At 73.9% G+C, this 25,092-nt stretch carries 21 protein-coding genes; 6 read left to right on the top strand and 15 right to left on the bottom strand.

Translation table 11 applies throughout. The features are described 5' to 3' along the window. Positions 1–219 precede the first annotated feature (219 nt). Both ACRAS8_RS30150 and ACRAS8_RS30145 read left to right on the top strand, forming a co-directional pair. Entirely contained in the window at positions 220–1,347 is a 1,128-nt protein-coding gene (locus ACRAS8_RS30150; protein WP_438489140.1) for an aminoglycoside phosphotransferase family protein, read from the top strand. A gap of 342 nt (positions 1,348–1,689) precedes the next feature. Beyond that, positions 1,690–3,711, top strand: a complete 2,022-nt coding sequence (locus tag ACRAS8_RS30145; protein WP_438489139.1) for an N-acetylmuramoyl-L-alanine amidase — start codon at positions 1,690–1,692, stop codon at positions 3,709–3,711. A 90-nt stretch (positions 3,712–3,801) separates the two neighbouring features. Here the strand turns inward: ACRAS8_RS30145 and ACRAS8_RS30140 are convergent, their stop codons facing one another. Continuing rightward, complete coding sequence (locus tag ACRAS8_RS30140) at positions 3,802–4,302, bottom strand: hypothetical protein (protein ID WP_438489138.1); 501 nt, start codon at positions 4,300–4,302, stop codon at positions 3,802–3,804. A 161-nt stretch (positions 4,303–4,463) separates the two neighbouring features. Beyond that, positions 4,464–5,069: an ABATE domain-containing protein gene (locus tag ACRAS8_RS30135; protein WP_438489137.1), complete on the bottom strand. Its 606-nt coding sequence runs from the start codon at positions 5,067–5,069 to the stop codon at positions 4,464–4,466. Between the two features lie 51 nt (positions 5,070–5,120). Here ACRAS8_RS30135 and ACRAS8_RS30130 point away from each other — a divergent pair, with 51 nt between their 5' ends. After that, positions 5,121–5,774 (top strand): pyridoxine/pyridoxamine 5'-phosphate oxidase, encoded by a 654-nt coding sequence (locus tag ACRAS8_RS30130; protein ID WP_438489136.1) that lies wholly within the window; start codon positions 5,121–5,123, stop codon positions 5,772–5,774. 188 nt (positions 5,775–5,962) lie between these two features. Here ACRAS8_RS30130 and ACRAS8_RS30125 read toward each other — a convergent pair whose 3' ends face one another. The 5 genes from ACRAS8_RS30125 to ACRAS8_RS30105 all read right to left on the bottom strand — a co-directional run bounded on the left by ACRAS8_RS30125 (position 5,963) and on the right by ACRAS8_RS30105 (position 10,565). Further along, the gene (locus ACRAS8_RS30125; RefSeq protein ID WP_438489135.1) at positions 5,963–6,205 is read right to left on the bottom strand and encodes a DUF397 domain-containing protein; all 243 of its coding nucleotides are present in this window, start codon (positions 6,203–6,205) and stop codon (positions 5,963–5,965) included. A gap of 87 nt (positions 6,206–6,292) precedes the next feature. After that, complete coding sequence (locus tag ACRAS8_RS30120; RefSeq protein WP_438489134.1) at positions 6,293–7,474, bottom strand: thiolase domain-containing protein; 1,182 nt, start codon at positions 7,472–7,474, stop codon at positions 6,293–6,295. Then, the gene (locus tag ACRAS8_RS30115; RefSeq protein WP_438489133.1) at positions 7,471–8,517 is read right to left on the bottom strand and encodes a thiolase domain-containing protein; all 1,047 of its coding nucleotides are present in this window, start codon (positions 8,515–8,517) and stop codon (positions 7,471–7,473) included. Before ACRAS8_RS30115 ends, ACRAS8_RS30120 begins: the two co-directional genes overlap by 4 nt. Next, a complete protein-coding gene (locus ACRAS8_RS30110; protein ID WP_438489132.1) occupies positions 8,517–9,611 on the bottom strand; it encodes a Zn-ribbon domain-containing OB-fold protein in 1,095 nt (364 codons plus the stop codon). The genes ACRAS8_RS30115 and ACRAS8_RS30110 overlap by 1 nt, the downstream gene beginning before the upstream one ends. A gap of 108 nt (positions 9,612–9,719) precedes the next feature. Then, positions 9,720–10,565 carry a crotonase/enoyl-CoA hydratase family protein gene (locus tag ACRAS8_RS30105; RefSeq protein WP_438489131.1) on the bottom strand — a complete coding sequence of 282 codons (846 nt, stop codon included), beginning with the start codon at positions 10,563–10,565 and terminating at the stop codon, positions 9,720–9,722. A 175-nt stretch (positions 10,566–10,740) separates the two neighbouring features. Between ACRAS8_RS30105 and ACRAS8_RS30100 the strand changes: the two genes are divergently transcribed. Beyond that, on the top strand, positions 10,741–12,369 hold the full coding sequence (locus ACRAS8_RS30100; RefSeq protein ID WP_438489130.1) for an acyl-CoA synthetase: 1,629 nt from the start codon (positions 10,741–10,743) through the stop codon (positions 12,367–12,369). 39 nt (positions 12,370–12,408) lie between these two features. Here the strand turns inward: ACRAS8_RS30100 and ACRAS8_RS30095 are convergent, their stop codons facing one another. From ACRAS8_RS30095 to ACRAS8_RS30085, 3 genes are all read right to left on the bottom strand, one after another. Next, on the bottom strand, positions 12,409–13,110 hold the full coding sequence (locus tag ACRAS8_RS30095) for a hypothetical protein (protein ID WP_438489129.1): 702 nt from the start codon (positions 13,108–13,110) through the stop codon (positions 12,409–12,411). A gap of 166 nt (positions 13,111–13,276) precedes the next feature. Beyond that, positions 13,277–13,903, bottom strand: a complete 627-nt coding sequence (gene aroQ / locus ACRAS8_RS30090; RefSeq protein WP_438489128.1) for a gamma subclass chorismate mutase AroQ — start codon at positions 13,901–13,903, stop codon at positions 13,277–13,279. 8 nt (positions 13,904–13,911) lie between these two features. Continuing rightward, the gene (locus tag ACRAS8_RS30085) at positions 13,912–14,610 is read right to left on the bottom strand and encodes an alpha/beta fold hydrolase (protein ID WP_438489127.1); all 699 of its coding nucleotides are present in this window, start codon (positions 14,608–14,610) and stop codon (positions 13,912–13,914) included. A 121-nt stretch (positions 14,611–14,731) separates the two neighbouring features. Here ACRAS8_RS30085 and paaK point away from each other — a divergent pair, with 121 nt between their 5' ends. Continuing rightward, positions 14,732–16,069 (top strand): phenylacetate--CoA ligase PaaK, encoded by a 1,338-nt coding sequence (gene paaK, locus ACRAS8_RS30080; protein ID WP_438490639.1) that lies wholly within the window; start codon positions 14,732–14,734, stop codon positions 16,067–16,069. 46 nt (positions 16,070–16,115) lie between these two features. On the opposite strand, the gene ACRAS8_RS30075 is transcribed toward paaK, so the two are convergent. From ACRAS8_RS30075 to ACRAS8_RS30055, 5 genes are all read right to left on the bottom strand, one after another. Beyond that, complete coding sequence (locus tag ACRAS8_RS30075; RefSeq protein ID WP_438489126.1) at positions 16,116–16,916, bottom strand: VOC family protein; 801 nt, start codon at positions 16,914–16,916, stop codon at positions 16,116–16,118. 67 nt (positions 16,917–16,983) lie between these two features. After that, positions 16,984–18,618: a fatty acyl-CoA synthetase gene (locus ACRAS8_RS30070; RefSeq protein ID WP_438489125.1), complete on the bottom strand. Its 1,635-nt coding sequence runs from the start codon at positions 18,616–18,618 to the stop codon at positions 16,984–16,986. A 359-nt stretch (positions 18,619–18,977) separates the two neighbouring features. Next, a complete protein-coding gene (locus ACRAS8_RS30065; protein WP_438489124.1) occupies positions 18,978–20,528 on the bottom strand; it encodes an acyl-CoA synthetase in 1,551 nt (516 codons plus the stop codon). A gap of 56 nt (positions 20,529–20,584) precedes the next feature. Next, positions 20,585–21,688: an NAD(P)H-dependent flavin oxidoreductase gene (locus ACRAS8_RS30060; RefSeq protein WP_438489123.1), complete on the bottom strand. Its 1,104-nt coding sequence runs from the start codon at positions 21,686–21,688 to the stop codon at positions 20,585–20,587. 86 nt (positions 21,689–21,774) lie between these two features. Continuing rightward, entirely contained in the window at positions 21,775–23,400 is a 1,626-nt protein-coding gene (locus ACRAS8_RS30055) for a phytoene desaturase family protein (protein ID WP_438489122.1), read from the bottom strand. Between the two features lie 195 nt (positions 23,401–23,595). On the opposite strand from ACRAS8_RS30055, the gene ACRAS8_RS30050 reads away from it, so the two are divergent. Further along, positions 23,596–24,894 carry a glycoside hydrolase family 27 protein gene (locus tag ACRAS8_RS30050; protein ID WP_438489121.1) on the top strand — a complete coding sequence of 433 codons (1,299 nt, stop codon included), beginning with the start codon at positions 23,596–23,598 and terminating at the stop codon, positions 24,892–24,894. Positions 24,895–25,092: the final 198 nt, after the last annotated feature.

The raw sequence follows: 25,092 nt of genomic DNA, 5'->3' as shown, positions 1-25,092 counted from the left end.
CCAGGGTTCGCCAGGGTGCGCCAGATGGTCTGCCACCCGCATCCGCGTGTTCGGTAGGTGTGCAGCCCCCGGCCCGGTGGCGGGACCGCATTCCCCAGGGTGCGTGCCCTGCACGGGGACCTACGGATCGGCCGCCTGTACGGGGCCCGTTCGCGGGTTCCCGCCACCGGGCCGGGAGCGCACGCAACTCGTCGGCGCACGAAGGGATCTGTCTCACCCATGTATGCAGCATCGTCCGCCGTGACCGCCCCCACCCGGACGTATCGCCCGCACCCCCACGGGAGCGGGCCGTATCTCGATCCCTCCCCTTCCGCGGGGGCGGTGGCCGGCCTCCCCGGAGGACGCAACCGGCGGGCACAGGGGATGGGCACCCAACCGCTCAGCGGGAGACTCGACTTGTCCGGCCCCCAGGGCGCCCAGCTGCGCGCCGCCGTCGCCTCGGTGCACCGCATCTGTCCGGAGTTCAACCCGGTCCAGGTGCTGCGCCGCGGCGGGAAGTCCGTACTGCTCCTGGGGACGACCGGTCGGATGAGCGCCGTCGCCAAGTGTTTACTGGACCACTCCCCCGCGTGGGCCGAGAGCTTCCGGCAGGAAATAAGCGCATACCGGGCGTTCGTCCGGCACCGTCCGCCGGTGCGGGTGCCCCGGCTGGTGGCGGCCGACCCCGACAACTGCACGCTGGTCGTGGAGCGGATGCCGGGCCGGGTGGCGGCCCTGACGCGGCACCCCTCCGAGGCCCCGCCGCGGGCCGATGTGCGGGCCGCGCTGGCGGCGATCTGCCGGGTCAACGCCTGGCGTCCGCCGGCCGGACTGTTCGACGCCCCGCTGGACTACGCGGGCCGGATCGGGCGGTACCACGACCTCGGGCTGCTCACCGACCGCGACCTGGGCGACCTGCAGAAGCTGCTGCACGGGCTGGCGCACACCCAGGGCCAGTTCTGCCACGGTGACGCGCTGCTGAACAACGTCCTGCTCTCGCCGGCCGGTCCGGTGCTGCTGGACTGGGACAACGCGGGCTGGTACCTCCCGGGTTACGACCTGGCGACGCTGTGGACGGTGCTCGGCGACGCACCGGTGGCCCGCCGGCACATCAGCCAGCTGGCACAGGCGGCGGGCACCCCCGCGCGGGATGCCTTCCTGGTGAACCTCATGCTGGTGCTCACCCGGGAGATCCGGCGGTACGAGACCGCGGTCCAGCGGACGATGCGGGAGCCCGCGCCGGCCACCACCGCGGGGCACCCCGGCGCGGCCGCGGCGGGCGAGGAGCAGCGGCTGCTGCTGCGCAGGCTGCACGACGACGCGCAGATGGCGCGGCGTGCGGTGCGGGCGGCGGTCGGCACCCGCTGACCGCCGGGGCTGCCGAGCGGCGCCCCGAGGGGAAATTCGTGAGCGGCGCGCCCGGGTACGGGCCGCGCCGCTCACCCGTGTACTGGTCCATTCCACTGACGCCCCGCAGGTCCCGGCCCCGCGCCGGGAAGGCTCCTGGCCATGCTGTCCCGACAGGCGAAATCCGGACCGGGTGTGGTGATTGACGGCGCGTCGGCACATCTATGGTTCTCGGCCGACCCGAGGCTTAGTCTCGGGTTCTCCCGCGCGACCGCGGCCTGGCCGGCTCACGCACCACCGGGCAGGCCCCTGGCACACCACCGTCACACCGTCCCGGCTCGGGCCGGCTAGAAGGAGGCTGTTTTGCGAGGATCCGCACCGGAAGACGCGCCGAGAACCCGCCACCCCGCCCTGCGCAGATCCGCCGGCGCCGTCGCCGCCGCGGCGCTGCTGCTGCCGCTGGTCTCCGCGGCCCCGTCCGCGGGCGCCGACCGGCCCCCGTCCGGCTCTCTGCAGCGGGCCTTCGGGGACGCCGCCGCACGCTACCACGTCCCGCGCAGTGTGCTGATGGGCGTCGCGTATCTGGAGTCGCGCTGGGACGGCCATGGTGGCGCGCCCAGTGTGTCCGGGGGGTACGGGCCGATGCACCTGACCGATGCCCGGGCGGCCGTGGCGCGGGCGCCGGAGTTCGCCACGGACGGCGGGGACGCGCGCGGCGACGCCGCCCGGCCGCTCCGGGCGTCGTCCGTGCCGTCGCGGTCCCGGCGGGTGGCGCTGCCCGCCGAACTCCCGGCCAGGCTGCGCACGTTGCCCACCGCGGCGAAGCTCACCGGGCTGCCGGCGGCGCGGCTGCGCAGCGATCCGGCCGCGAACGTGCTCGGCGGCGCCGCGCTGCTGGCCGCCGCCCAGCGCGCCCTGGGGCAGCCGGCCAGCGGCGACCCGGGCAAGTGGTACGCGGCGGTGGCGCGCTACGGCGGTGCGGACGATCCGCGCAGCGGCGCGGCGTTCGCCCGGGACGTCTTCGCGGTGCTGCGGCAGGGGCAGAGCCGCACCACCGACGCGGGACAGCGGGTCACGCTGGCGGCCGCGCCACGGCTGACCGCGGACCCCGCCCAGGCACGACGTCTCACCCGCGCCGCCGCGGCCCTGCGCACGGCCACCCGCGGTGCCGGGGGGGCGCTGGAGTGCCCCTGGTCCGTCGCCTGCGAGTCCTGGCCGGCGCCCTACGAGCAGTACGACAACGGCACCAACTACGGCAACCACGATCTGGCCGACCGGCCCGGGGACCAGAAGATCGACGCCATCGTCATCCATGACACCGAGGGATCGTGGGAGACCACCCTGCGGCTGATCAAGGACCCCAAGTACGTGTCCTGGCACTACACCGTGCGCTCCGCGGACGGGCTGATCGCGCAGCACGTGCCGACCAAGGACGTCGCCTGGCACGCGGGCAACTGGTATGTGAACTCGCACTCGATCGGCATCGAGCACGAGGGGTTCCTGGCGGCGCCGGACGCCTGGTACACGGAGGCGATGTACCGCGCGTCGGCCCGGCTGGTGAAGTACCTGGCGAAGGAGTACCGCATCCCGCTGGACCGGCAGCACATCCTGGGCCATGACAACGTCCCCGGTACGGTCCCCTCGACGATCGCGGGGATGCACACCGACCCCGGTCCGTACTGGGACTGGGCGCACTACTTCGCGCTGCTGGGCCGGCCGTTCAGGCGCACCGCGGGCCCGCACGGCGGCCTGGTCACCATCCGGCCGTCCTACGACCGCAACCGGCCGCTCTACACCGACTGTGAGAAGCCAGGGCAGCCCTGCGCGCCGCACGGGTCCGGCGCCGTGCGGCTGCACGTCGCGCCCAGCGAGAGCGCGCCGCTGGTCAAGGACATCGGGCTGCACCCGGACGGCTCGGCGACCACGACCGGGGTGAACGACACCGGGGCGCGGGCGACGACCGGCCAGCGGTTCGCGGTGGCGGGCCGGTCCGGTGACTGGACGGCGATCTGGTACCTCGGGCAGCAGGCGTGGTTCCACAACCCGCGCTCGCACCCGACGGCGGTGAACGCCAGGGGGCTGGTGGCCACGCCGAAGGCGGGCCGGGCGGAGATCCCGGTGTACGGGCGGGCGTACCCGGAGCAGTCGGCGTACCCGTCGCAGGTGCCGGTGCAGGCGGTGACCCCGCTGCCGTACACGCTGCTCGCGGGCCAGCGGTACGCGGTCGGCGGGCGGGTGCGGTCGGAGTACTTCTTCTCGCCGACCTTCGACATCACCAAGCACGCGATCGTCCGCGGCCAGGACGTGTACTACGAGATCCAGCTCGGGCACCGGGTCGGGTATGTGCGGGCGGCCGACGTGGACGTGCGGTCCTCGGTGTCGTAGCACCCGGGAGCGGGTGGGAACGCCGACGCGCCCGGTGGTGGCCCTGGGGCCCCACCGGGCGCGTGGTGTGCGCGCAGCCGGTTCTGCCGGTCAGCCCTGCTGGAAGAGCTCCGCCGGGAGTGGCTTGAGCAGGGCGTAGAGGTCGTCGGTGATCGGGCGGTCCCAGCTGGCGATGGTCACCAGCACGCCGTCGTCGCGGTCGAACTGCACGCAGGAGATGCGGCTCTCGGAGCACTTGACGCGCTTGACGATCAGGAGGTTGTCCTGGTGCATCACGGGGGTGTCCTCGGTCTCGACGACCGTCACCGGTTCGTCGTTGCCGAGCGCCGCGAGCAGCTGGGCCACCTCGAAGGGCACCTGCTCCCCCTCGACCTCGCGGGCCGGGGAGCCCTCCGGCAGGTTGCCGATGATCATCGCCGGGCCGCGGCCGCCGAACAGGTCATAACGGAGGAACACGCCCTGGCAGCTCCCGTCGGGCGCGGGCAGCAGCCCGGCCCCGAGATTGCCGGGCCAGTCACCCGGGTCCATGGCGAGTACGTCGAAGTCTGGACCGGCGGGCGTGGCTGCGCTGCGGCGGCGGAGGAAGGACATGCCGCCATCGTACGTGGCCCGGCCCGGCGCACCGTGCGGGTGCCCGCCCCCGGCGCACGTCCGTGGCGGCGTGCGGAGCCCGTCCCCGAACTCCCGGCGTTCGCCCGGAGGGCGGGCCGGACGGCGGGTGGGAATTTGACGGCCGGTCCCAGCGGCCAGTCCTAGTCACCGCCCTCCCGGCGGCGGCGCTCGTGGTGGCGGGCGACGCGGGCGCGGTTGCCGCAGGAGGGTTTGCACCACTCCTGGCGGGCGCGGTCCTTGACGAAGTAGCGCACACAGCGCGGGGCGGGGCAGGCCCGCAGCCGGTCGCGGTCGGGGCCGCCGAGGAAGGCGAGGGCGGCCCGGGCCAGGGCGGCGGTGAGCCGGTCGGCGGCGGGCGGGGCGCCGGCCGGGAGGTCGCGCAGGACGGGGGGTGTGCCGGCGTCCCAGGTGAGCCGGGGGGCGGTGGGGACCCGGGCGGCGGCGGCGTTCAGCCGGGCGAGCGCCTCGTCCTCGGGGAGCAGTCGGTGGGCGTCGGCGGAGCTGGGCGGGCCCGGGCGGACGGCACGGGCGAACAGCGAGCGGACGGCGGCCCGCAGCTCCCGGACGGCGGTGAGCAGTGCCTGGTCCACCGGGGGCGGGCCGTCCTCGGCGCAGTCCAGTGCGGCGGCGCGGTCGCCGATCCAGGCGGCGAGCCCGGCGGTGTCGGCGAGGTCGTCGGCGACGCCGCCGTGTCCGTCGTGGCGGATGGTGACGGCGAGGTCCAGGGCGAGCCGTGTTGCGTCCATGACGCTAATGGTACGGTCGCGATCAACCATTAACGCCCACGAGGGGGAAACATGGCCGATGTCCGTCAACTGCTCCGCAATCTCCCGGTGTTCGGGGGTGAGCTGCCCGCCTTCGATCCGGCCGCGACGCCCGACGACCCGGTGGAGCTGTTCACCGAATGGCTGCTCGGCGCCATCCGGGCGCAGGTCCCCGAGCCGCACGCGATGACCCTCGCCACCGCCGGCGCGGACGGCAATCCGTCGGCACGCACCCTGATCCTCAAGGACGTCGACGCGGACGGCTGGCGGTTCGCCGCGCACGACGGCAGCGCCAAGGGCCGGGAGCTGGCCGCCCGCCCGTATGCCGCGCTGACCTTCTACTGGCAACCCCTCGCCCGCCAGGTGCGGGTGCGGGGCCCGGTGGTGCGGGAGAGCGCGGAGCGGTCCGCCGCGGACTTCCTGGCCCGCGGCGCCGGGGCGCGCGCCGAGGCGCTCGTCGGTCGGCAGAGCCGTCCGCTGGCGTCCCTGGCCGAGCGGGACACCGCGGTGGCCGGCGCCGCCGAGCGGCTGGCCGGCGACCCCGGGCTGGTGCCGCCGGAGTGGACGCTGCACACCCTCCGGGCGGAGTCGGTGGAGTTCTGGCAGGGCGCCGCGGACCGCAACCACACCCGGCTGGTGTACCGCCGGTCCGGCTCCGCCTGGACCAAGGAGCTGCTGTGGCCCTGACCCGGCGGCTTGCCGGCCCGTACCGCCGCCATCGAGGCGGGCGCCCGGCGCGACGGCGACGGCCTGCGGGCCGCGGTCGGGAACGCGCCGGCGGCCCGGCCGGCCGCGCCCCGCGCCTCGCCTCAACTCCGGCTGAACGGGGGGTGGTTACGGTGCCTGGTAGTCCGCTCCCCGTCGGCAGGGCCGGATCAGGTCAGGTCGAACTCGCCGGCGCGGGCGCCCAGGACGAAGCCGCGCCACTCGGCGGGGGTGAAGATCAGCGCCGGTATCTCCGGGCTGCGGCCGTTGCGCATCGCGACGTAGCCCTCGACGAAGGCGATCTGGACGTCGCCGCCCACGCCGCGGCTGCTCGTCTGCCACTCGGCGCCGGTCAGGTCGAGTTCGGGCCTGGGCCCGCCTGCCAGCCGCTGGTCGATGATGCTGTCGGCCACGTATCCGCTCCTCCCGCTCGTCGTCCGTGGCCAGGGTAACGACTGGGCCCGGGGACGGACAGAGGACGTCCGGCGGGCGCCGGGGCGTCAGCCGGCGGGGGCCTCGGAGCCCACCAGCCACATCGAGAAGAACTGCGCGCCGCCGCCGTAGGCGTGCCCCAACGCCAGCCGGGCACCGTCCACTTGGTGCTCGCCGGCCCGGCCGCGCACCTGGAGGGCGGCCTCGGCGAAGCGGATCATTCCGGAGGCGCCGATGGGGTTGGTGGAGAGCACCCCACCGGAGGGGTTGACGGGCAGGTCGCCGTCGAGTTCGGTGACCCCGGACTCGGTGAGCTTCCAGCCCTCGCCCTCCGCGGCGAAGCCGAGATTCTCCAGCCACATCGGCTCGTACCAGGAGAACGGGACGTACATCTCGACGGCGTCGATCTGGCGGCGCGGATCGGTGATCCCGGCCTGGCGGTAGACGTCGGCCGCACACTCCTTGCCCGCCTGCGGGGAGACGAAGTCCTTGCCGGCGAAGAGGGTCGGTTCGCTGCGCATCGCCCCGCCGTGCACCCAGGCCGGCGGGTGCGGGGCGCGGGCGGCGCCGGCCCGGTCGGTGAGGACCATGGCGCAGGCGCCGTCGGAGGAGGGGCAGGTCTCGGAGTAGCGGATCGGGTCCCAGAGCATCGGCGAGGACTGGACCTTCTCCAGGGTGAGGCCGTGCTCGTGGAGGTGGGCGTAGGGGTTCTTCAGGGCGTTGCGGCGGTCCTTGTAGGCGACGAGGGAGCCGATGGTGTCGGGGGCGCCGGTGCGCCGTATGTAGGCGCGGACGTGCGGGGCGAAGAAGCCGCCGGCGCCGGCCAGCAGCGGCTGCTGGAAGGGGACCGGCAGGGACAGGCCCCACATCGCGTTGGACTCGGACTGCTTCTCGAAGGCGAGGGTGAGGACGGTGCCGTGCACCCGGGCGGCGACGAGGTTGGCCGCGACCAGGGCGGTGGAGCCGCCGACCGAGCCGGCGGTGTGCACCCGCAGCATCGGTTTGCCGACGGCGCCCAGCGCGTCGGCGAGGTACAGCTCCGGCATCATCACGCCCTCGAAGAAGTCGGGGGCCTTGCCGATGACGACCGCGTCGATGTCGCTCCAGGTCAACTCTGCGTCTTCCAGGGCGCGTTGGGCCGCCTCGCGGACGAGTCCGGCGATCGAGACGTCGCGCCGGGCGGCGACGTGCTTGGTCTGGCCGATGCCGACGACGGCCACCGGCTCCTTCGCGGTCGCTGTGTTGCTCATCGCTCCCCCTCAAGGACGGCGACCAGGTTCTGCTGCAGGCACGGCCCCGAGGTGGCGTGCGCCAGGGCGCGGTGCGCGTCGCCGCGCCGGATGGCGGCGGCGGCCTCGCCGAGGCGGATCAGCCCGGCGGCCATCACGGGGTTGGCGGCCAGCGCGCCGCCGGACGGGTTGACGCGGACCGTGCAGCCGGGTGCGTCGAGGCGCAGCGCACGGCGCAGTACGACCTCCTGGGAGGTGAACGGGGCGTGCAGTTCGGCGAGGTCGGCGGGCGCGTCGAAGGCCCCGGCGCGTTCGGCGGCGAGCCGGGTCGAGGGCGAGTCCGTCAGGTCGCGGACGCCCAGGCCGTGCGCCTCGATGCGGTGGTCCAGGCCGCGGATCCAGGCGGGGCGGTCGGTGAGGCGGCGGGCGGTGTCGCCGGCGGCGAGGATCACCGCGGCGGCGCCGTCGACGACCGGCGGGCAGTCGCCGGTGCGCAGCGGTCCGACGACCTGCCGGCCGGGGCCGGTGTCCGCGCCGCCCCGGCTGCGGGCACCGATCCCGGCCAGTTCACGGGCGTCGGTGAGGCCGGCGTCGAGCAGGGCCTGGGCCTGGAGGGCGGCGAGCGCCACGGAGTCGGGCCAGAGCGGGGCGACGTAGTACGGGTCGAGCTGGCGGGTGAGGACCTCGCGGAGGTCGCCGGGCGAGGACTTGCCGTACGCGTAGACCAGCGCGGTGTCGGCCTCGCCGGTGAGGAGCTTGACCCAGGCTTCGTACAGCGCCCAGGCGCCGTCCATCTCGACATGGGACTCGGAGATCGGCGGCCAGGCCCCGACGCCGTCCAGGGCCATGGTGAAGGAGAAGGCGCGGCCGGCGAGGTAGTCGGAGGAGCCGGAGCAGGTGAAGCCGATGTCCTTGGCCTTCAGGCCGGTCTGGGCGAGGACGTCGTGCAGTACCGGCATCAGCATCTCGACCTCGGAGGTCTCGGCGCTGTCCGGGACGTGCTCGCTCTGCCCGAAGGCGACGATGGCGACCTCGCGCACCGGGCCGCGCACTGGCTCGGACATCAGATCAGCTCCTTGTAGCTGTCGTAGTCGGCGTCGGGCTCGCCGGTGGGGCGGTAGTGGTCGGGGTACCGTGCGCCCTCGGCCCAGACGGGCTCCACCCGCAGCCCCATGCGCACCTGGTCGTAGGGGATGCCGCCGATCCGGGCGTGCAGCGCCAGATCGGCGCCGTCCAGGGCGATATGGGCGTAGACGTAGGGCACCTCGATGTCGAGGTTGCGGGCCTTGATGTTGACGATGCAGAAGGTGGTGACGGTGCCGCGGGGGCCGACCTCGACCTGCTCGGCGGTGGCCACCCCGCAGGTGGGGCAGGCGCCACGGGGCGGGACGTACACCTTGCAGCAGGCCGGACAGCGCTCGCCGAGGGTCCGCCGCTCGGCGAGTCCCCGGAGGTAACGGGACTGGGTGCGGCCGGGGGCGTAGGTGTAGTCGAGCCGGGCGGGCGCGGTGATCCCGGTGATCGGATCGGCGAACTCGCTGGTGTGTGGGCGTGGGAACTCGCCGCTGTGCGGCTCTGCTTGGCGCCGGCCGGTTCCCGCGGGAATATCCCCCCGCCCGTCCCCGTTGTGGCCCCGCAGGGGGCCCGCGCCACCCCTACGGGATCCGTTCGCCTCCCCCCTAGGTACCCCCGCCGCCCCGTCCACCGCCCCGCCCGCCGTCTCCTCCGCCGGCTCGAAGCAGGCGATGTCCCCGATGGCGCCGGTGCGTTCGGCGGCCCAGCGGATCTGGACGCGCATGCCGGTGCGCACCGTGTCCGGGCCGGGCGCGTCGAGGGCGTGCAGCAGGGCGGTGTCGGCGCCGTCGAGCCGCACCAGGACCCAGGCGAACGGCGTGGCCAGCGGCTGGCCGCGGCGCGGGGACGGGTTCCAGGCCCAGGTGGTGACGGTGCCGGCCGGGGCGACCTCGACCAGGTCGCGCAGTTCGTCGGCGGTGACCGGGTCGTACTCGACGGGCGGCACCACCACCCGGCCGTCGCGGGCCCGGACCCCGAGGACGGTGCGTTCGCGCAGTCCGGTGAGGAAGGCGCTCTGGACCGGGCCGAGCGAGCGGGTGAAGGGGAATTCCACGACGAGCGGCGCGGTGAGGACCTCTGACATGGGGGACTCCTCGGTCGGGTGGGGTGAGCCTTCCGGCGCGTCCAGGGCCGGACCGGCCTGGGGTCTGCCCGGGGGCGTCGACCCCGGCCATGCCCCGTCGGACCGGCCCTAGGAGCGCCGGAACACCGGTGGGCGCTTCTCCGCGAAGGCGCGGGAGCCCTCCTTGGCGTCGGCGGTGTCGAAGACCGGCCAGCCGCGGGCGAGTTCGGCGGCGAGCCCGTCGGCCTCGGTCATTGCGGCGGTCTCGTAGACGGACGCCTTGACCGCCTCGACGGCGAGCGGGCCGCAGGCGTTGATCCGTTCGGCGATCTCCAGAGCCGCCTCCAGCGCGGTGCCGTCGGGGACGACATGACCGATCAGGCCGATCCGGGCGGCCTCGGGCGCCGGGTAGGGGCGGCCGGTGAGCAGCATCTCCAGGGCGTGGGTACGGGGGATCTGGCGGGCCAGCCGGACGGTGGAGCCGCCGATCGGGAACAGCCCGCGCCGGACCTCGTAGAGCCCGAAAGTGGCACTCTCGCCGGCGACCCGGATGTCGGTGCCCTGGAGGATCTCGGTGCCGCCGGCGACGCAGTGGCCCTCGACGGCGGCGATCACCGGTTTGCGCGGGCGGTGGTGGCGCAGCATCGCCTTCCAGTGCAGATCGGGGTCGGCCCGCAGCCGGTCCCGGTACGCGTCGCCGGCCATGCCGCCGCCGGCCAGTGCCTTGAGGTCCATGCCGGCGCAGAAGGAGCCGCCGGCGCCGGTCAGCACGATCGACCGGATGCCGTCGTCGGCGTCGGCGGCGAGCCAGCCGTCGTGGAGGCCGACGAGCATCGGCAGCGACAGCGCGTTCTTCGCCGCCGGCCGGTTGAGGGTGAGCACCAGTGTCGCGCCGGTGCGCGTCACGGTGAGGTGTTCGGTGGCCGCGTCCTCCGGCCGAGCCGGTGCGGTCGCGGCGTCTTCGGTCCCGCCCATTCCGTCCTCCCGTCTCACGACGTAGAACAGGTTGCAGTAGCTGCACGGCGAGTTCAAGGCTTTTCTGACGCACAGTCAGTTTTCTTGTCCGGGCCCCCTTCCCTGCGTTCCGCGGCGGCGCTCTAATGACCCATCGGACAGGCCCGAGCCGGCGCCCGCACGGTCTGGAGGAGCCATGGAGTACAACCTCGCCGACCTCTTCGAGTCGATCGTCGACACCGTCCCCGGCCGCGAGGCGCTGGTGCACCTCGACCATCCGGGCACCGGCGCGGAGCGGCGGCTGTCCTACGCGGAGCTGGACCGGGCCGCCAACGGGCTGGCCCACCACCTTGCCGACCAGGGCATCGGCCCCGGCGACCACGTCGGACTGCACCTCTACAACGGCGTCGAGTACCTCCAGTCCGTCTACGCCTGCCTGAAGATCCGCGCCGTCCCGGTCAACGTCAACTACCGCTACGTGGAGGAGGAGTTGGTCTACCTCTACCGGGACGCCGGCCTGGTGGCGCTGGTCTTCGACGCGGAGTTCACCGACCGGGTCGCCGGGGCGCTGCCGCGCGTGCCGAGGCTGCGGCACCTGATACGGGTCGGCGCACCGCCCGCCGGCGCCGCCGAGCCGTCGCTCGCGCCGGTGCCGCTGGCGGAGGCCGCGGCGGCCGGCTCCCCCGACCGCGGCTTCGGGCCGCGCTCCGCCGACGACCGGATCGTCATCTACACCGGCGGAACCACCGGCATGCCCAAGGGCGTGGTGTGGCGCCACGAGGACCTCTTCTTCGCCGGGATGGGCGGCGGAGCCCCCACCGGCGAACCGGTCGGCCGCCCGCGGGAACTGGCCGAACGGGTCGCGGCCGGCGGCGAGGGCCTGGTGTTCTTCCCGACGCCGCCGCTGATGCACGGCACCTCGATGCTCACCGCGTTCATCGCCTTCCACTTCGGCCAGAAGGTCGTCGTGCACCGCAAGTTCGTGCCGGAGGAGGTGCTGCGCACCATCGAGCGGGAGCGGGTCACCAGCGTCTCCCTGGTGGGCGACGCGATGCTGCGGCCGCTGGTGGACGCGCTGGCCGGCCCGCTCAAGGGGACCGACTGCTCGTCCCTCTTCAGCGTCAGCAGCTCCGGGGCGGTGCTCTCCGACACCGTTCGCGCCCAGTTCGGGGCGCTGGTGCCGAACGCCCTGCTGCTGAACAACTTCGGCTCCTCGGAGTCCGGATTCAACGGCACCGCCACGGACGACGCAGGCCCGGCCCGAGGCTTCCGCCTCCAGGTCAACTCCCGTATCGCGGTGGTGGATCCAGCCACCCGGCGCCCGGCCGCGGCCGGCGAGCCGGGCCGGCTGGCACTGCGCGGCCATGTCCCGCTCGGCTACCACAACGACCCGGTGAAGACCGCCGAGACGTTCTTCGAGGCGGACGGCGACCGGTGGGTGCTGCTCGGCGACATGGCCACCGTCGGCGCGGACGGCATCGTCACCGTGCTGGGCCGCGGCTCGCAGTGCATCAACTCCGGCGGGGAGAAGATCTACCCGGAGGAGGTCGAGCAGGCCCTGAAGGCGCATCCGGACGTCTATGACGCGCTGGTGGCCGGCGTGCCCGACGACCGCTGGGGCAGCCGGGTCGCCGCCGTCGTCCAACTCCGCCCGGACGCCGGTCCGTTGGACCTCGCCGCGCTCCAGACGCACTGCCGGTCCCGTCTGGCCGGCTACAAGGTGCCGCGCCAGGTCGTCTTCACCGACCGCATCCAGCGGTCGCCCAGCGGCAAGGCGGACTACCGCTGGGCGAAGGCGGTGGCGGCGGGAGAACGGGAGGCGTGAGCCGGGACGGCGCAGGCCGGCACGCGGCCCGGCGGGCGTTCACGCGTGGGCGCTGAGCACGCCGCGGCTGCTGAGCACCATGTGCACGCCGTTGGCGACGCCCCCGGCGTCGTGCCCCTTCGTCTCCAGGGTGCCGTCCACCGAGCCCTCGTTGCCGATGATGTCCGCGCGGTAGTGCAGTTCGCCGAGCTTGCTGACCTTGACGGTCCAGCCGCCCGCGACCTTGAAGGTGCCCGGACCCTGGTGTCCGCCGCCCGTCCAGGAGTGGACCCGGCCGTCCAACGTGAGCACGACGAACATGTCGTTGGCGTCGAGCCCGGCGTCGGCCCCCTGTGTCTCCAGCGTGGCCAGGACCGCGCCGCGGCTGACGATCTCGGCGCGGTAGTGCTGGGCACCGAGCCGGTGGATCTCGGCCTTGCTGCCGTCCGGCAGGGTCTGGGTGCGGGCCGGGGATGCCGCCGCGGTCGTGGCGTCGTGCGAGCCGTCCGACCGCTTGCCCGCGACGGCCGCCTTGGCGTCGCCCTTCGTACCGGAGTCCGCCCGGGACGCGGAGCCCTGCGCCGCGGCGGCGGGACCCGCGCCACCGGACTCGGCGGCGGCCGGGTGTCCCGCGGGCTGCGCGCCGGTGGCGTCCGAACCGGAGCAGGCGGTCAGGCCGAGGGCGGCGGCGGCGGTCAGGGCCGCGGCGGCCACCCGCAGGGCGCGGCGACGAGCGGTGCGGACGGTGGTGCTGGAGCTCATGTCGGGTCCCCCAGGACGGGCTGTGTCGGTGTCTCCTCGGTACGTCACCCACTCTGCCCGGGGCCACTATTGCCGGGCTGCCGCTCCGCTGACACCCTGCTAACAGGGCGGTGGCCAGGAAGGGCGCGCACGTTGCCCGCCCCGGCCCTGACCCGTCGGACACGCCCTATCCCCTGCCGCAGACCGACCGCAGCGACCGGGCGAGCCCCGCCGCGTGCAGCAGGTCCAGATGCCGCTCGTGCCCCACTCGGAGCGCGGACACCGTCAGCCGAGGCACGCAGCCCGGCGCCGTACGGGCCTGTGGGGACGCGGCGACGGCCCGGACCAGTTCCCCGTTGATCCGGTTGATCTCCGCGCGGACCCGGGTGAGGTCCGGTCGGCTGGTGGGCGCCTGCGCGGGGTCCGCCGCCCAGCGGCGGTGCAGCCCGCGCTGGACGAGCTTGCTCGCCTCGATCTGGTCCCGGAAGATCCGCACCGTCGTCTCCGGGTCGGCGCCCAACTGCCGGGCCTGGGCGGCCACCGCGGCCAGCACCTCGCGCTCCCGGGCCGGGTCGTCGATCGGGCTGCCGGTTCCCCACTTCGCCGCGGCCACGAGGTCGGCGGTGGCCAGCCGGTCGGCGGAGAGCGCGGCGAGCGGCCGGAGCTGCCCGGCCGGCGCGGGCACGGGACTGACCGGCCCGGCGGCCGGCCGCACGTCCCCGGCGGCGGGCGCCGCGACGGCGCCCCCGGCCCCGGCGAACAGCACCGCGGCCGCGGTTCCGGCGAGCAGCACACGGCGGAGGAAAGTCGTCACCTGCGCGCTCACTCGCTGCCCGCCAGGAACGAGGTCACCGCAGCCAGGTACGCGCCCGGCCGCTCCTCGTGGACGAGATGCCCGGCGTCCTCGACGGTGACCAGCCGGGCGGCGGGGATGGCGTCGGCCAGTTCGGCGAGGTGGTGCTGGGGGATGTGGCTGGTGGGGCCGCCGGCGATGACGAGGGTCGGGGCGGTGATACCGGGCAGGGCGGCGCGCCAGTGCGGGGCGGGGGCGTTCCGCTCGGCCACGGCGGCGAGTTTGGCCCGCCAGTCGAAGAGCGGGGGGCCGGGCGGCGGCTCGGGGACCTGCTGCGGCGGGTCGGCGGGAACCGGCGGGGCCGGCTCCTCCGCGATCAGCCGCGCGACCAGGTCAGGGCGGTGGGCGGCCAGCAGCAGGGCGGCGGTGGCCCCCAGGGAGTGGCCGATCAGCGTGACCGGGGCGAGGCCGAGCGCCTGGACGAAGCCGATGACGTCGTCGCGCCAGCGCTCGAAGCCGTACTCCCCCGGCCAGTCGCTGCGGCCGTGGCCGCGCTGGTCGAGGGCGAAGACCCGGTGTGTGGTGGCCAGTCGGCCGACCACACCGCGCCAGTCCTCACCGTCCTCCCCGAGGCAGTGCAGCAGCACCGCCGGGGGCGCGTCCGCCTCGCCCCATACGCGGTATGCCAGCTGGACGTCACCGACCTGCACTTTCCGTACGTCACCCATGCGTCCGACGCTACCCGTGCGCCGTCCGCGGCACGCCCCTTGACGTGTTCGCCGCGCGCTGATTACTTGGACCCGCACGTGGCTACCGAATGATCGGTAGGGAAACGAGGCGGTGAGATCCATGCCGGAAGCGGCGACGGACAGCGGGACGATCGACGGGGCCTGCGGGGCCGACTGGTGCGACGACGCCGAGCGGCTCTCGGCGGACGCCCTGCACGCGCTCCAACTCACCCGCCTGCAACGCTCGTTGCGGCACGCCTACGAGAACGTCCCCTTCTACCGCGCGGCGTTCGACCGGGCCGGGGTGCGGCCGGAGGACTGCCGCTCGACGGCGGACCTGGCCCGCTTCCCGTTCACCGTCAAGGACGACCTGCGGGCGCACTACCCGTTCGGGATGTTCGCCGTCCCCAAAGAGCGGGTGCGGCGGCTGCACGCCTCCAGCGGCACCACCGGGCGGCCGACGGTCGTCGGCTACACCGAGCGGGACCTCTCGGACTGGGCGGACCTGGTGGCCCGGTCGATCCGCGCGGCCGGCGGCCGCCCCGGGCACACCGTCCATGTCTCCTACGGCTACGGGCTGTTCACCGGCGGCCTCGGCGCGCACTACGGCGCGGAGCGGCTCGGCTGCACGGTCGTCCCGGCGTCCGGCGGGATGACCAGCCGTCAGGTACAGCTCATCCAGGACTTCCGCCCCGAGATCATCATGGTCACGCCCTCCTACATGCTCACCCTGCTCGACGAGTTCGAGCGGCAGGGCGTCGATCCCCGCTCGACCTCGCTGAAGGTGGGCATCTTCGGCGCCGAGCCCTGGACGCAGGAGATGCGCCGGGAGATCGAGGAGCGGTTCGCCATCGACGCGGTGGACATCTACGGCCTGTCGGAGGTGATGGGCCCCGGCGTGGCGCAGGAGTGCGTGGAGACCAAGGACGGACTGCACATCTGGGAGGACCACTTCTACCCGGAGGTGGTCGACCCGATCACCGGGGAGGTACTGCCGGACGGTGCGCACGGCGAGCTGGTCCTCACGTCGCTGACCAAGGAGGCCATGCCCGTCGTCCGCTACCGCACCAGGGACCTGACCCGGCTGCTGCCCGGCACCGCCCGCCCGGCCTTCCGCCGGATGGAGAAGGTCACCGGGCGCAGCGACGACCTCATCATCCTGCGCGGGGTCAACCTCTTCCCCGCGCAGATCGAGGAGATCGTGCTGCGGACGCCGGGCGTGGCCCCCCACTTCCAGCTGCGGCTGACCCGCGAGGGCCGGCTGGACCAGCTGACCGTCCGCGCGGAGGCCCGGCCGGACGCCACGGCGGATGACCGGGCGGCCGCCGTCGGCCTGATCGCCCGCGGCGTCAAGGACGGCATCGGCGTCACCGTCGACGTCGAGATCGTCGATCCGGAGACCCTGGAGCGCTCGGTCGGGAAGTTCAAACGCATCGTGGACGCCCGCCGGGACGGATGACACCGAGCCCGCCCTCCCCTTTTGCCCTCTTCCCGCCGTCCCGTCGTCAGGGCATCGTCGGGTCCCCCTTGATCAGTGCGAAGGGCGCGCCGGCCGGGTCCGTCAGCATCGCCAGCCGGCCGACGCCGGACACGTCCATCGGGGCGATGAGCGGCGTGGCGCCGTGCTCGGTGGCGGTGTCGTACCGGGCGTCGACATCCGTGACGCCGAAGTACGGGTGCCACTCCGACGTCGAACCGGCGTCCAGATGCATCTGCTGAAGCTGCAGGATGCCGCCGTGCGCGGTGTCGTCCCCACTTCCGGCGCCGGGCGCCGAGGCGACGCTGTAGATCACGCCGCCGTCCATCGACATGTCCCGGTAGGTCCACCCGAACACGGCGCGGTAGAACTCCTTGGCCGCGGCGGCGTCGGTGGTGTAGAGCTCCGTCCAGCACAGGGTGTTGGGCTCCATGACCGCGTCCAGGCCCTGGACGTCGCCCGGCTGCCAGACGGCGAAGTCGGCGCCCGTCGGGTCGGTGAGCTGGGCCAGCCGGCCGGCGGTGAAGACGTCCATCGCCGGGACCCGGACCCGGCCGCCGGCCTGCTCCACCGCCTTGCAGGTGGCGTCCGCGTCCGCGGTGTGGAAGTACGGCGTCCAGGCCGGGCTCGCGCCCTCCTCCTGGCATGGGCCGACCGCGGCGACCGTCCTGCCGTCGAGCTGGAAGAAGCCGTAGCCGCCGGCTTCCGGGCCGGCCGACTGGAAGGTCCAGCCGAGCACCGCGGAGTAGAACGCCGCGGCGGCGTCGACGTCGGGGGCGCCGAGGTCGAGCCAGTTCGGTGCGCCGGGGACGAAGTTGGTCGTCAGCATGAGGTACTCCGATCACGTCCTGGTCAGTGCCGTTTCCCAGCTTGGCAGGGGGCACTGACAGTCGCCCTCAGCGCGCCGCTCCACCGCTGCCGAACCGCTCGCGCAGCGCACGCTTGAGGACCTTTCCGCTGGCGTTGCGCGGCAGCGCGTCCACGAACACCACCCGCTTGGGCACCTTGAACGGCGCCAGCCGAGCCCGCGCCGCGTCGATCAGCTCCGCCTCCCCCACCACACCGTTCCCCTCGGCCTCGTCGCCCTCGTCGGCCCCGTCGCTCCGGTCCGCGGTGACGGTGCGCCGGACCACCACCGCGGTCACCGCCTCGATCCACCGCTCGTCCGGCAGCCCGATGACCGCGACCTCGGCGACCTGCGGATGCGTGTAGAGCACGTCCTCCACCTGGCGCGAGGCGACCAGCACGCCACCGGAGTTGATGACGTCCTTGACCCGGTCGACCACCGTGAAGTAGCCCTGCGCGTCCCGGACGGCGAGGTCCCCGGAGCGGAACCAGCCGTCCCGGAACGCCTCCGCGGTCTCCTCCGGCTTGTCCCAGTAGCCGCTGCACAGCTGAGGCGAGCGGTAGACGATCTCGCCCCGGGTGCCGTCCGGCACCTCCCGGCCCTCCTCGTCCACCACCCGCGCCTCGACGAACAGCACCGGCCGCCCGCAGGAGTCCATCCGGCCCGCGTGCTCGTCCGGCCCGAGGACGGTGGCCAGCGGACCGATCTCGCTCTGCCCGAAGCAGTTGTAGAAGGCCAGGTGCGGCAGCCGGGCGCGGAGCCGCTCCAGTACGGGCACCGGCATGATCGAGGCGCCGTAGTACGCCTTGCGCAGCCCGCCGAGATCCCGGACGGCGAAGCCGGGGTGGTTGGCGAGCGCGATCCACACCGTGGGCGGGGCGAACAGGCTGTCCGCGCGGCCCGCTTCCACCAGCGCGAAGATCCGCTCCGGGTCGGGCCCGTCCAGGATGGTGTTCTCCGCGCCCACCGCCAGATAAGGCAGCAGGAAGACATGCATCTGTGCGGAGTGGTAGAGCGGCAGCGAGTGGACGGGACGGTCGCTCTCCTTCAGGTCGAGGGCGACGATCGCGCTGGTGTACTCGTGCACCAGGGCCCGGTGGGTCATCATCGCGCCCTTGGGGAGCGCGGTGGTGCCGGAGGTGTAGAGCAGCTGGACGAGGGCGTCGTCGGACACCTCGGGCGGCGCGTCCGCACCGGCCGGGCCGCCGGCCTCGGCCAGCTGCCCCGCCGGGTGCTCCGCGGGCTGTTCCACCAGCCGTTCCAGCAGCCCGTCCGGCGCCCCGTACAGCGGCATCGCCCGGGTGCCGTCCGGCAGCCGGGCCGCCAGCGCGGTGTCGGTGAGCACCAGGGCGCTGCCGGACTGCGCCAGCAGGTAGGCCAGTTCCTCACCGGCCAGGCCGTGGTTGACCGGGACGTGCACCAGCCCGGCGCGGGCGCAGGCCAGGAAGCCGATCAGGTAGGCGTCGGAGTTGTGTCCGTAGGACGCCACCCGGTCCCCGGGGCGCAGCCCCTCGGCCAGCAGCACCCGCGCGGCGGCGGTCACCGCGTCGTCCAGCGCCCGGTAGCTCCAGCTCCGGTCCGCGTACCGGACCGCCGTCCGCTCCGGCACCCGGCGCGCGCTGCGCCGCAGGATCCCGTCGACCGTGTTGTTCCGCGCGCCCGCCGCGCCTGTGGCATCCGTCATGCGGTGATCCTGGAGCGCGCCCGGGGGCCGGTCAAGGCGGTGGACGCGGGCGGGTCGCGGCAGCGGGGCGGGTCCGGCGGCTAGGGCGCTGCTGACGGATCTCCGTGGAGGAAGGAGCGGTGCCTGGTGCACTCCGCTCTCTGCGCTCGCTCCGTCTCGGCTCTTTGAACCACTCCCCCGGAAGCCGAGCCGATCGCAAGGCGCCGGAAGGTCTTCATAGCGGAGCTATGGAGACGTTTCGGCAACGCCGCAAGGGGGTCCCCCCGCGCCGTTCAGGCGTGGGGGAGTGCGTGCCAGGCACCGCGACGCCGCGGAGATCCGTCAGCAGCGCCCTAGGCCCCGGTGCACGGCGCGTGCGGTCACACGGCGCGCTCCCGGCCCTCCCAATACGGGTCGCGCAGCCGCCGCTTGTAGAGCTTGCCGTTGGGGTCGCGGGGCAGGGCGGTGGTGAAGTCGACGGAGCGGGGGCGTTTGTAGCCGGCGAGCCGGTGGGCGCAGTGGTCGAGGATCTCGGCGGCCAGTTCGGGTCCGGCGCGGTGGCCGTCGGCGGGTTCGACGACCGCCTTGACCTCCTCGCCCCAGTCGTCGTGCGGGACGCCGAAGGCGGCGGCGTCGGCGACGGCCGGATGGGCGAGCAGCACCGACTCGATCTCGGCGGGGTAGATGTTGACGCCGCCGGAGATGATCATGTCGATCTTGCGGTCGCGGAGGAAGAGGTAGCCGTCCTCGTCGAGGTAGCCGAGGTCGCCGACGGTGAAGAAGTCGCCGATGCGGTTCTTCCGGGTCTTGTCCGCGTCCTTGTGGTAGGCGAAGCCGCCGGTGGCCATCTTCAGGTAGACGGTGCCCAGTTGACCGGCCGGCAGCCGGTTGCCGTCGTCGTCGAAGACCGCCAGTTCGCTGATCGGCCAGGCGCGGCCGACCGTGCCGGGCTTCTTCAGCCAGTCCTCGGCGGTGGCGAAGGCACCGCCGCCCTCGCTGGCCGCGTAGTACTCCTCGACGCAGCCGCCCCACCAGTCGATCATGGCGCGTTTGACGTGGTCGGGGCAGGGCGCGGCGCCGTGGATGGCGTGCCGCATCGACGAGACGTCGTAGCCGCCGCGGACCTCCTCGGGGAGGGCGAGGAGGCGGTGGAACTGGGTGGGGACCATGTGGGTGTGGGTGCACCGGTGCCGCTCGATCAGGCGCAGCATCTCCTGTGGCGTCCACTTGTCCATCAGGACGACGCGGTGGCCGATGTGCAGGGAGGCGCCGGCGAACTGCAGGACAGCGGTGTGGTAGAGCGGCGAGCAGACCAGGTGGACGTTGCCGTCGAACGGCCGGATGCCGAAGATGGCGAGGAAGCCGCCGAGGTGGGTCTCCTCGGGGGGTTTGCCGGGCAGCGGGCGGCGGATGCCGCGGGGGCGGCCGGTGGTGCCGGAGGTGTAGTTCATCACCCAGCCCAGGGTCCGGTCGGCGGGCGCAGACTCCGGCTGTCCGTCGAGGAGTTGGGGGTAGGGACGGAAGCCGGCGACGGTGCCGACGGCGTAGCGCCGCTCGGCGGCCAGTCCTGCCTCGTCGGCCGCCTGTCGGGCGGCGTCGCCGAACCGCTCGTGGGCGATCAGCACCTTGGCGCCGGAGTCGGCGACGATCCAGGCGATCTCCGGGCCGACCAGGTGGTGGTTGACCGGGACGAGGTAGAACCCGGCCTGGGAGGCGGCGAGGTAGGCGGTGAAGAACTCCACGCTGTTGGGGAGCACCACGGCGAAGGCGTCGCCGCGTTCCAGGCCGGCCGCGCGCAGCCCGTGGACGAGCCGGTTGGCGGCGGCGTGCAGCCGGCCGGCGGTCCACTCCTCGCCGTCCGGGGCGATCAGGACCGTCCGGCCGGGGTCGGCGGTGGCCTGCGCCCAGAAGCCGTTGGGGGTGTCGGGCATGGTCGGGTCCTCCTCGGGCGGTGGCGGTGGGCCGGTCGCAGCACGGGGAGCGGCGGTCAGGCGCGGCCGGCGATGCGGTTGATCCGGTCGATGGCCCGCTCGAAGCCGCGGGTGAGGTCGTCGAAGACGGCCTGGACGCTGCGTTCGGTGGTCATCCGGCCGACGATCTGGCCGACCGGGGTGCCGAGCAGCGGCTCGACCTCGTGCCGCTGGATACGGGAGTTGGCCTCGGCGACCAGCAGGCCCTGGAGCGGCATCGGGAGGGTGCCGGGACCGTCGGGATCGTCCCAGGCGTCCGTCCAGGCGGTGCGGAGCTGGCGGGCGGGCTTGCCGGTCAGGGCGCGGGAGCGGACGGTGTCGCCGGGGCCGGCGGCGAGCAGTTTCGCGGTCAGCCGCCGGGAGTGCAGGTCGGCCTCCTCGGTGGTGAGCCAGATCGAGCCGAGCCAGACGCCCTGGGCGCCCAGCGCGAGGCCGGCGGCGATCTGCTCGCCGGTGCCGATGCCGCCGGCGGCGAGCACCGGCAACGGGTCGACGGCGGCCACCACTTCGGGGGTGAGCACCATGGTGGCGATCTCGCCGGTGTGGCCGCCGGCCTCGTATCCCTGGGCGACGACGATGTCGATCCCGGCGGCCTTGTGGTGCAGCGCGTGGCGCGGGCTGCCGGCCAGCGCGGCGACCCGTATGCCGTGGTCGTGGGCGCGCGCGATCACGTCCGCGGGCGGGGAGCCGAGGGCGTTGGCGAGCAGCTTGACCGGGTAGTCGAAGGCGACGTCGAGCTGGTTACGGGCGACCTGCTCCATCCAGCCGGTGATCCGCCAGCCCGATGCCTCCCCCGGCGCGAGCGGCGGCACGTCGTACTTCGCCAGGAGCCCGTCGACGAACTGTCGGTGGCCGGGCGGAATCATCGCCTCCACGTCGGCCTCGGTGACGCCCTCCACCTTCTTGGCGGGCATCACCACGTCGAGGCCGTAGGGCAGTCCGCCGGTGTGCTGCTGCATCCAGTCGAGGTCGCGGGCCAGTTCGCCGGGGGCGGTGTAGCGGACCGCGCCGAGCACCCCGAGCCCGCCGGCCCGGGTGATCGCCGCGGCCACCGCGGGAAAGGGCGTGAACCCGAAGACGGCGTGCTCGATGCCCAGCGCGTTGCTCAGCTCCGTCTGCATGGGCGCAGGATGCCGCAGCGGGCCGCACGAGGGAAGAGATTTTCTGATGCTACGTCAGAAAGCAGGTCGCTTGTGGTCGCCTGTGGTCAGCCGTGTTCGGCTCCGGCAGGTCCCCGCGGTCCCCTCGGTTCCCTCAACTCCCCCAGCTCCCCCAGCTCCTCCAGTACCGCCATCGCCGCGTTGTGGCCGGGGATGCCGCTCACCCCGCCGCCGCGCAGCGCGCCCGCGCCGCACAGCAGGACGTTGGCGTGGCCGGTGGCGACGCCCCAGCGGGCCGGGGCGGTGGTGAGGGCGTCCGCGTCCTCGGCGAACGGGAAGGCCGGCTCGCGGTGGAAGATGTTGCCGCCGGGCAGGCCCAGTTCGCGGTCGAGGTCGAGCGGGGTACGGGCCTCGACGCAGGGGCGGCCGTCGGCGTCCCGGGCCAGGCAGTCGGCGAGCGGTTCGGCGAGGTGCGCGTCGAGCTGGGCGAGGGCGGCGGCCAGCAGCCGGTCGCGGGTGCCGTCGTGGTCGGCGGCGAACAGCCGGGCCGGGGTGTGCAGTCCGAAGAGGGTGAGGGTGTGGAAGCCCCGGCGGACCAGGTCGGCGCCCAGGATGGAGGGGTCGGTCAGGGAGTGGCAGTAGATCTCGGAGGGCGGTGCGGTGGGTGGACGGCCGGCCGCGGCCTCCCGGTGGGCGGTCTCCAACTGGCCGTACCCCTCGGCGATGTGGAAGGTGCCGGAGAACGCCTCGCGCGGGTCGGTGTGCAGGTCGCGGAGCCGGGGCAGCCGGGTGAGCAGCATGTTCACCTTCAGCTGGGCGCCCTCGGCGGGCGGCGGCGCGGGCTCGCCGAGCAGCCGGGCCAGCTCCCGCGGCGCGGCGTTGACGAGCACATGGCGGGCACCGATCGTGCCGCCGGCCGCGGTGGTGACCTCCGCGGTACGGCCGTCGGTGGCCAGCGCGGTGACGGGGCAGCCGGTGACGATCTCGGCGCCGGCCCGGCGGGCGGCGTCGGCGAGCGCGTCGGTCAGCGCGCCCATCCCGCCCAGGGGGACGTCCCAGTCGCCGGTTCCGCCGCCGATGACGTGGTAGAGGAAGCAGCGGTTCTGCCGCAGCGTCGGGTCGTGGGCGGTGGCGAAGGTGCCGATCAGCCCGTCGGTGAGGACCACGCCGCGCACCAGGTCGTCGTGGAAGGTCGCCTCGATCAGCTCACCCAGGGGACGCTCGAAGAGGGCGTGCCAGGTGGCGTCGTCGCCGACCCGGGCGCGGAGGGAGGCGCGGGTGGGGAGCGGTGCGGTGAGGGTGGGGAAGACCCGCTCGGCGAGCCGGCGGGTGGCGCCGTAGAAGTCCTGCCAGGCGGTGAACTCCCGGTCGGAGCCGGTGAGTCGGGCGAAGGAGGCGCGGGTGCGGGCCGTGCCGCCGCCGACCAGCAGGCCGGTGGGGCGGCCGGCGCGCACGACGGGGGTGTAGGAGGAGATGGTGCGCTTGCGGACCGCGAAGCGGAGGCCGAGGTCCCGGACGATCTTCGGCGGCAGCAGGCTGACGAGGTAGGAGTAGCGGGACAGCCGGGCGTCGATCCCGGGGAACGCGCGGGTGGAGACGGCGGCGCCGCCGGTGCGGTCCAGCCGCTCCAGCACCAGCACGCTGCGCCCGGCGCGGGCGAGGTACGCGGCGGCCACCAGCCCGTTGTGCCCGCCGCCGACGATGACGACGTCGTAGGAAGTCCGTTCCGGCATGCCTCTTGGTAGCACGGAGGTTCGGCCGCCGCCAGGGAGGAAACGCGCGGCGGCGGCTGAATGAATCGTTTGTTCCGGCCGGTGCGGCTTCTTGACCGGTCATCAGATGACTTCTAGCGTCCGGCCGTGCGCGCCCTGGAACCGCCCTGTTCGGCCGTTCTTCCCGGCCGGCCCACCCACCACGTGAGGTGACCCGTGTCCCATCCGTCGGTATTCCGCATCGGCCGCACCCTCGCCGGACTCGTCGCCGTCACCGCCTGCTCGGCGGGAGTGCTCTCGGCCCCCGCCTCCGCCGCCACATCCCGCGCGCCCGGCGCCAGACCGGACTCCGGGTACCCGAACCTGACCCCGACGCCCCCGATGGGCTGGAACAACTGGTCGTACTACCAGTGCGGCGGCCTCAACGAGCAGGTGGTCCTGGACAACGCCCGGGCCCTGGTCCGCAGCGGGCTGGCGCACAAGGGCTACCGCACGGTCACCGTCGACGACTGCTGGATGGCCAAGCAGCGCGGCGCCAACGGCGAGTTGGTCGCCGACACCGCGAAGTTCCCGCACGGCATGGCGTACCTCGGGCGGGAACTCCACAGGATGGGACTGAAGTTCGGCATCTACGAGGACGTCGGCAAGCTGACCTGCGGCAAGTACCCGGGCAGCTACGGGCACTTCGAGCAGGACGCCAAGCTCTTCGCGAGCTGGGGGGTGGACTACCTCAAGGCGGACGGCTGCAACGTCCCGGTGCCCAAGGGGCAGACCAAGGAGCGGGCATACCACGACCTCTACACCCGGCAGAGCCGGGCGCTGCGGGCCACCGGGCGGCACATCGTCTTCTCGGTCTCCGCGCCGGCCTACTTCCAGTTCGCCGGTGACGCGGTCTGGCACAAGGTCATCCGGTGGTCCGCGGAGCTGGGCAACCTGTGGCGGGGCGGGGCGGACATCGCGCTGGAGTCCAGCACCCCGGCCGCGAAGTGGGCATCCATCAACGGCAACTTCCGCTACAACGCCAACCTCGCCGACCTCCAGCGCCCCGGGCGCTGGAACGACCCGGACTTCCTGCTGGTGGGCGACTCCGGGCTGGGCCGGAACGAGATGCAGAGCCAGATGTCGCTGTGGGCGATGATGGCCGCGCCGCTCATCTCCAGCACCGACCTGGGCCGGCTGTCGCCGGAGGCGCTGGCGATCCTGGGGAACCGCGACGTGATCGCGGTCGACCAGGACCCGCTGGGCGTCCAGGGCCACATCGTGCAGCAGGACGGCGACGGGATGGTGCTGACCAAGCCGCTGCGCAACGGCGACCGGGCCATCGCGCTGTTCAACGGGGGCGGCACGGCCCGCACGCTGTCCATCACGGCGGGCGCCGCCGGACTGCCGCCGGCCCACTCCTACGTGGCGCGCGACCTGGTCACCGGACGCAGCGCCCGGACCGACCGGACGATCATCGCCCGCAACATCCCGCCGCACGCCACGGTGCTCTTCCGGGTCCGGCCGGAGCACTGAGCCGGCTCCCCCGCGCGCCGCGGCGGGGCCCGCGGGCGTCCGGTAGGGCGCTTCTGACGGATCTCCGCGGCGTCGCGGCGCCTGGCACGCACTCTCGCGGCGTTGCCGAAAGGTCTCCATAGCTCCGCTATGAAGCCATCCCGGCGCCTTGCGATCGGCTCGGCTTCCGAGGGATGGATCAAAGAGCCGAGACGGAGC

It is taken from the genome of Streptomyces sp. S186 (assembly GCF_051603415.1).
Taxonomy (GTDB): domain Bacteria; phylum Actinomycetota; class Actinomycetes; order Streptomycetales; family Streptomycetaceae; genus Streptomyces.
This window is presented reverse-complemented; position numbering and strand designations above follow the sequence as displayed.

What these genes read in the sequence shown, in the direction of transcription:
- ACRAS8_RS30100 (WP_438489130.1), top strand. Translation starts at nt 10,741, where the DNA reads ATGGAGTACAACCTCGCCGACCTCTTCGAGTCGATCGTCGACACCGTC.
- ACRAS8_RS30140 (WP_438489138.1), bottom strand. Translation starts at nt 4,302, where the DNA reads ATGTCCTTCCTCCGCCGCCGCAGCGCAGCCACGCCCGCCGGTCCAGAC.
- ACRAS8_RS30055 (WP_438489122.1), bottom strand. Translation starts at nt 23,400, where the DNA reads ATGCCGGAACGGACTTCCTACGACGTCGTCATCGTCGGCGGCGGGCAC.
- ACRAS8_RS30105 (WP_438489131.1), bottom strand. Translation starts at nt 10,565, where the DNA reads ATGGGCGGGACCGAAGACGCCGCGACCGCACCGGCTCGGCCGGAGGAC.
- ACRAS8_RS30110 (WP_438489132.1), bottom strand. Translation starts at nt 9,611, where the DNA reads ATGTCAGAGGTCCTCACCGCGCCGCTCGTCGTGGAATTCCCCTTCACC.
- ACRAS8_RS30150 (WP_438489140.1), top strand. Translation starts at nt 220, where the DNA reads ATGTATGCAGCATCGTCCGCCGTGACCGCCCCCACCCGGACGTATCGC.
- ACRAS8_RS30120 (WP_438489134.1), bottom strand. Translation starts at nt 7,474, where the DNA reads ATGAGCAACACAGCGACCGCGAAGGAGCCGGTGGCCGTCGTCGGCATC.
- ACRAS8_RS30070 (WP_438489125.1), bottom strand. Translation starts at nt 18,618, where the DNA reads ATGACGGATGCCACAGGCGCGGCGGGCGCGCGGAACAACACGGTCGAC.
- ACRAS8_RS30115 (WP_438489133.1), bottom strand. Translation starts at nt 8,517, where the DNA reads ATGTCCGAGCCAGTGCGCGGCCCGGTGCGCGAGGTCGCCATCGTCGCC.
- ACRAS8_RS30075 (WP_438489126.1), bottom strand. Translation starts at nt 16,916, where the DNA reads ATGCTGACGACCAACTTCGTCCCCGGCGCACCGAACTGGCTCGACCTC.
- ACRAS8_RS30065 (WP_438489124.1), bottom strand. Translation starts at nt 20,528, where the DNA reads ATGCCCGACACCCCCAACGGCTTCTGGGCGCAGGCCACCGCCGACCCC.
- ACRAS8_RS30085 (WP_438489127.1), bottom strand. Translation starts at nt 14,610, where the DNA reads ATGGGTGACGTACGGAAAGTGCAGGTCGGTGACGTCCAGCTGGCATAC.
- ACRAS8_RS30095 (WP_438489129.1), bottom strand. Translation starts at nt 13,110, where the DNA reads ATGAGCTCCAGCACCACCGTCCGCACCGCTCGTCGCCGCGCCCTGCGG.
- paaK (WP_438490639.1), top strand. Translation starts at nt 14,732, where the DNA reads ATGCCGGAAGCGGCGACGGACAGCGGGACGATCGACGGGGCCTGCGGG.
- ACRAS8_RS30135 (WP_438489137.1), bottom strand. Translation starts at nt 5,069, where the DNA reads ATGGACGCAACACGGCTCGCCCTGGACCTCGCCGTCACCATCCGCCAC.
- ACRAS8_RS30130 (WP_438489136.1), top strand. Translation starts at nt 5,121, where the DNA reads ATGGCCGATGTCCGTCAACTGCTCCGCAATCTCCCGGTGTTCGGGGGT.
- ACRAS8_RS30060 (WP_438489123.1), bottom strand. Translation starts at nt 21,688, where the DNA reads ATGCAGACGGAGCTGAGCAACGCGCTGGGCATCGAGCACGCCGTCTTC.